The sequence below is a fragment of the Arthrobacter sp. B0316-1-20 genome, assembly GCF_059091865.1.
Genome location: NZ_JBNHHC010000135.1, coordinates 1 through 4,839 on the forward strand (window position 1 = coordinate 1; position 4,839 = coordinate 4,839).

The following is a 4,839-nucleotide window of genomic DNA, read 5'->3' on the forward strand; positions in this document are numbered from 1 at the left end:
GTACTTCAGGTAGGGCCGATGATGAGAAAGGTTTCATGAAATTCTCATCCAGCTCTCACGGAACTTTCGGATAGTAGAGCCATCATTCGCGCCGTTCGGGGGAGTTCTGGCTGTGAGGCATTTGTGGCTACTCATGATTGTGCTGGCTCTGGGGGGAGCCTGCCTGCTGGTCTGGACGTCGGCCGTTGCCTCGGGACCGTCGGAGCCGCTGCCCGGCGTCACGATCGGGGACCGGCCCCCACCGGCAGTCAAGAGTGTGCGCGTTACCGACATCACGGCGGCGAAGCCGGCCTCATCCCAGGCCGCAAACGGCGCCGTAGCGGACGCCTTGTCAGACGCCCGCATCCTGCAGCTACCGCTGCCTCAATTGAATCGCCTGTATCCAGAGGAGACATCATGGACAACGGGAACCGGCCGCTGAGGATACGGCTGTTCGGCAGCCTGCAGATCCGCCGCGGCGACGTGGTGCTCGGCGCCTCGGACCTCGGCGGGCCCAAGCCGCGGCAGATCCTGGAGATCCTGCTCCTGCACCGCGGCCGGCCCGTCTCCAACGACCTGCTGATCGAACTGCTCTGGGCCGGCCATCCGCCGGCGGAAGCCCAGCCCACCCTGAAGAGCTACATCAGCGTCCTGCGCAGGTACCTGCAGCCGGGCCAGGGCAAATTCGGGCCGCTGCAGACCGCCAGCGGGGGCTACGTGATCGACCCCGGCATGGTGGACCTGGACCTGGACCGCTTCGCCGAGCTGGTGCGCGCCGGCGAACAGGCCCCGGCCCCCGCGGCGTACCCCCTGCTCTGCCAGGCGCTCGAACTGGCCGGCGAACCTCTGCTGGGGGAGGAGCTGACGGCCCAATGGGCCGAAGCGGAACGGAACCTCCATGCCGCCCGCGTCACCGCCGTGACGGTCCGTGCCGCCGAATTGGCGGCCGAGCTGGGCGTGGCGGACGAGGCGATCGGCTGGGCCCACATTGCCCTGGAGGCGGAGCCGTTCAATGAGCAGGCCTGGACGGCGCTGGTCCTGGCGCTGGAGCAGGCCGGCCGCTACGCCGAAGGGCTGCAGGCCTACGAACGGTACCGCCGCCGGCTCAACAGCGAACTCGGCTGCGCGCCGGGCACGCAGCTGCAGGAGGCCCATGCCCGCCTGCTGCGCGCCACCGCGGAGTCCGACGGCGATCTGTCCGACGCGCTGTCCGCCCTGCTGTACCTGCATGAGCAGCTCGTCCACGGTTCGCGTCCGGCGTGGACCGCCGGCAGGCCGCCCGGGGCGTCAGTGCGGGCCGCCGGGAATGTGCTCAACCGGTTCCTGCAGCGGGCGATGATGCTGGTCTGATCACCCCTCCTGCTGGTACACGTCCGGGATGCCGTCCCGGTCCGCATCCACCTTTTCCTCCGCCTCCAGCTTCCGGTAGTACCGGTTGCGGGGCCGCAGGATCACGGTGGCCAGGACCGCGGCCAGCAGCGACGCGGTCAGAATCGCCACCTTCGCGTGGTCGTTGTGCGCACTGCCCTCGCCGAAGCTCAGCTCCGCCACCAGCAGGGAGACGGTGAAGCCGATGCCGGCCAGGAACGCCATGCCGATCACGTCGATCCACTTCAGCGACGGATCCAGCTGCGCCCGGGTCAGCTTGGTCATCAGCCAGGTGATGCCGGCGATGCCGATCGGCTTGCCCAGCACCAGGCCGGCGATGATGCCCAGCGTCACGGTGTCCGTCAGCGCCGAGGTGAACCCGTCCGCCCCGCCGATCGCGACGCCGGCGGAGAAGAAGGCGAACAGGGGAACCGCAATCCCCGTGGACACGGGGCGGAACCGGTGCTCGAAGACCTCCGCCAGGCCCGGTCCGGCTTCCGGACCGCCGTTGGCCTTGCTGCGCAGCACCGGCACGGTGAAGCCGAGGACGACGCCGGCAATGGTCGCGTGGATGCCGGAGGCGTGCAGCAGCGCCCAGGCCAGGATGCCGATCGGCAGCAGGATCAGCCACGCGGCGCCGGCCTGGAGCCCGAAGAACCGCCGGTACTTCTGCGCCAGGAATGCATACACGGCCACTGGGATCAGGGTCAGCAGCAGCGGCGCCACCTGAATGTCGCTGGTGTAGAACACGGCGATGATGGCGATGGCAATGAGGTCGTCCACCACCGCCAGGGTGAGCAGGAAGATCCGCAGCGCGCTGGGCAGATGGGAACCGATCACCGCCAGCACAGCGACAGCGAAGGCGATGTCGGTGGCCGTGGGGATGGCCCACCCGCGCAGCGCTTCCGGATTGCTCCAGTTGACGACGGCGTAGATCAGCGCCGGGACCATCACCCCGCCGGCTGCGGCAGTAATGGGGACGACCGCCGTCCGGACCTGCCGCAGCTCCCCGGCGACGAATTCGCGCTTGAGTTCCAGCCCGACCAGGAAGAAGAAGATGGCCAGCAGCCCGTCGGAGGCCCATTGGCCCAGGCTCAGCTCCAGATGCCAGGGCTCGTAGCCGATCCTGAAGTCGCGCAGCGCAAAATAGCTGTCCGAAGCGGGGGAGTTAGCCCAGATCAGGGCGACGACGGCGGCCGCCACCAGCAGTGCCCCGCCGATGGTTTCCTTGCGCAGGAGTTCGCCGATCCGCTGGGTTTCGGGCCAGTTGGTCCGGCCGAGGACCTTGGGCTTGGTGGCGGGTGCGGGCTGCTTGGCCATGGAAGGCACCTTTCGGTGGTCGGGCACGGAAAACGTCACTGCCGACCAGACTTCCCGGCTCACCTTCGAGGTAGTTTACACGCTCCGAGTACTCCGCCACGCAGCCGCGGCGATGAAGCCGGCCGCGGCACCCAGCGTGTTTGCCAGCACATCCATGGGCGTGGCAAAGCGCTCGCTGAGGAACGCCAGTTGGCCCAGCTCAATCACGGCAGACACCGCGAAGGCCAGCGGGACGGCCAGCCAGGCCCGGCCGCGCGGCAGCATCCAGGCCACCAGCAGCCCGAAGGGGACAAACAGCGCCACGTTCGCCAGCCACTCCACCATCCCGTAATTGACCCAGGACGGCGCACCCCAGGTGTGCAGTTTCGCCAGGGCGCGCTGGATCAGGTCGGCCGCCTGGCGGTCCACCGGCGTCGGCCAGAAGGTGATGGCCGCGAGGGCCATCAGGTAGGCGGCCAGCAGCGAAACCGGCAGCGCCGGACGGGGGCGAATTCGCGAAGTTTTGTGAATTGCCTGTTTCCTAACGGGAGGTTGCGAGTTCGTGCTGGGTCGGTGTGGCTGTATATTCTCGGTTTATGACAACGGGAAATACTGTACGCAAGGCCGTCATTCCGGCCGCGGGAATGGGCACCCGGTTCCTGCCCGCCACCAAGGCCATGCCCAAGGAAATGCTACCGGTGGTTGATGAACCGGCCATCCAGTATGTCGTTGAGGAAGCGGTCAAGGCGGGCCTGTCGGACCTGCTGATGATTACCGGGCGGTCCAAGCGCGCGCTGGAGGACCACTTCGACCGGACGCCGGTGCTGGAGGCGCTGCTGGAGAAGAAGGGCGATGCGAAGCGCCTGGCCGCCGTGCGGCATGCCTCCGAGCTGGCCGATATCCACTACGTGCGCCAGGGCGATCCGAAGGGTCTGGGACATGCGGTGTACTGCGCCCGCCAGCATGTGGGCGACGAGCCGTTCGCGGTGCTGCTGGGCGATGACCTGATCGATGAGCGGGACGAGCTGCTGACCACGATGATCGAGGTCCAGGCCAGGACCGGCGGGTCCGTGGTGGCCCTGATGGAGGTCGATCCGGCCCAGATCAGCGCCTACGGCGTGGCTGACGTCACCGGGCTGGACGGCGAGGGCTTCGTGAAGGTCAATAAGCTGGTGGAAAAGCCGGCGGTGGAGGACGCGCCGTCGAACCTGGCGATCATCGGCCGCTACGTGCTGCACCCGGCCGTGTTCGATGTGCTGGAGAACACCGCGCCCGGCCGCGGCGGGGAGATCCAGCTGACGGACGCGCTGCAGACCCTGGCCGCTGCCGAGGGCGAAGGCTCCGGGGTGTACGGTGTGGTCTTCCGCGGCCGCCGCTACGATACCGGCGACAAGCTCAGCTACCTCAAGGCCGTGGTCACCCTGGCCGTGGAACGGCCCGAGTTCGGCGAGGAACTGCGCACCTGGCTCAAGGACTTCGTCAGCTAGGGACGAGCTTAAGGTACGACGGCGGCACTCGGCGAGTGCCGCCGTCGAACTTTTTGGGGGCCCTGGGCTGGCCGGGCTATCGAATATCTGCTTACTAGTTATTTTGTCACTGCTGGAACATAGCTTCGAAGCATGGAACATGTAACGGTGAGAACAACGACCACAGGCAAGCCCTTCGCGATCGACCGCGGTGGCAGGGAATGGATCGTCGGCGCGGAACCGATCCGCTGGTATGAGCGGGTCAACTGGTGGGAGACGGAACGGCGGATGCCGATCGGGGGCGGGCTGGCCGCCCAGGTGGAGGTGTGGCGGGTGCAGGCGCGCATCGGCCGGAACCCGCGGACCCCGCTGCGGACCATGGAGCTGACCCGGGACCTGGCCGGGGCGGGGTGGAAGCTGCGGGCGGAGTCGTAATTTCCGGGCAGGCCATTGTTGCCGGCCGCGGCGGCAGGTAAATTCGGGCCCAGTGCAATTATCGTCCGGGGGAGGACATTATGAAGCCGCGCCGTTTTTCGTTGGGTCTTGCCGGGGCATTGCTGTCGCTGGCGTTTTTGGCACCGTCCGCCGCGGTCGCGGCCGACTATGACACGGACACGGCCTCCAGCCTGCAGGTGGTGGTCAATAAGCACCGGCAACTGGTGCCGAGGACGTACGTGCCGGCGCCGTTGACCAGGGTCAACGGCGAGCGGCTGCGGGCGGAAGCGGC

At 67.7% G+C, this 4,839-nt stretch carries 5 protein-coding genes and 1 pseudogene; 4 read left to right on the forward strand and 2 right to left on the reverse strand.

The features are described 5' to 3' along the window. Positions 1–396: 396 nt before the first annotated feature. Positions 397–1,329, forward strand: a complete 933-nt coding sequence (locus AC5RW2_RS40405) for an AfsR/SARP family transcriptional regulator (RefSeq protein ID WP_494030676.1) — start codon at positions 397–399, stop codon at positions 1,327–1,329. Here AC5RW2_RS40405 and nhaA read toward each other — a convergent pair whose 3' ends face one another. Next, a complete protein-coding gene (nhaA, locus tag AC5RW2_RS40410; protein WP_494030677.1) occupies positions 1,330–2,667 on the reverse strand; it encodes a Na+/H+ antiporter NhaA in 1,338 nt (445 codons plus the stop codon). Between the two features lie 75 nt (positions 2,668–2,742). Further along, the gene (locus AC5RW2_RS40415; protein ID WP_494030678.1) at positions 2,743–3,111 is read right to left on the reverse strand and encodes a VanZ family protein; all 369 of its coding nucleotides are present in this window, start codon (positions 3,109–3,111) and stop codon (positions 2,743–2,745) included. A 131-nt stretch (positions 3,112–3,242) separates the two neighbouring features. On the opposite strand from AC5RW2_RS40415, the gene galU reads away from it, so the two are divergent. The 3 genes and pseudogenes from galU to AC5RW2_RS40430 all read left to right on the forward strand — a co-directional run. Next, positions 3,243–4,133, forward strand: coding sequence for a UTP--glucose-1-phosphate uridylyltransferase GalU (gene galU, locus AC5RW2_RS40420; protein ID WP_494030679.1), 891 nt, complete (start codon positions 3,243–3,245; stop codon positions 4,131–4,133). A gap of 147 nt (positions 4,134–4,280) precedes the next feature. After that, the gene (locus AC5RW2_RS40425; protein WP_494030680.1) at positions 4,281–4,547 is read left to right on the forward strand and encodes a hypothetical protein; all 267 of its coding nucleotides are present in this window, start codon (positions 4,281–4,283) and stop codon (positions 4,545–4,547) included. Positions 4,548–4,627: 80 nt separating this feature from the next. Then, a pseudogene (locus tag AC5RW2_RS40430) lies at positions 4,628–4,839 on the forward strand (hypothetical protein); the annotation flags it as partial.

What these genes read in the sequence shown, in the direction of transcription:
- AC5RW2_RS40405 (WP_494030676.1), top strand. Translation starts at nt 397, where the DNA reads ATGGACAACGGGAACCGGCCGCTGAGGATACGGCTGTTCGGCAGCCTG.
- AC5RW2_RS40415 (WP_494030678.1), bottom strand. Translation starts at nt 3,111, where the DNA reads ATGGCCCTCGCGGCCATCACCTTCTGGCCGACGCCGGTGGACCGCCAG.
- nhaA (WP_494030677.1), bottom strand. Translation starts at nt 2,667, where the DNA reads ATGGCCAAGCAGCCCGCACCCGCCACCAAGCCCAAGGTCCTCGGCCGG.
- galU (WP_494030679.1), top strand. Translation starts at nt 3,243, where the DNA reads ATGACAACGGGAAATACTGTACGCAAGGCCGTCATTCCGGCCGCGGGA.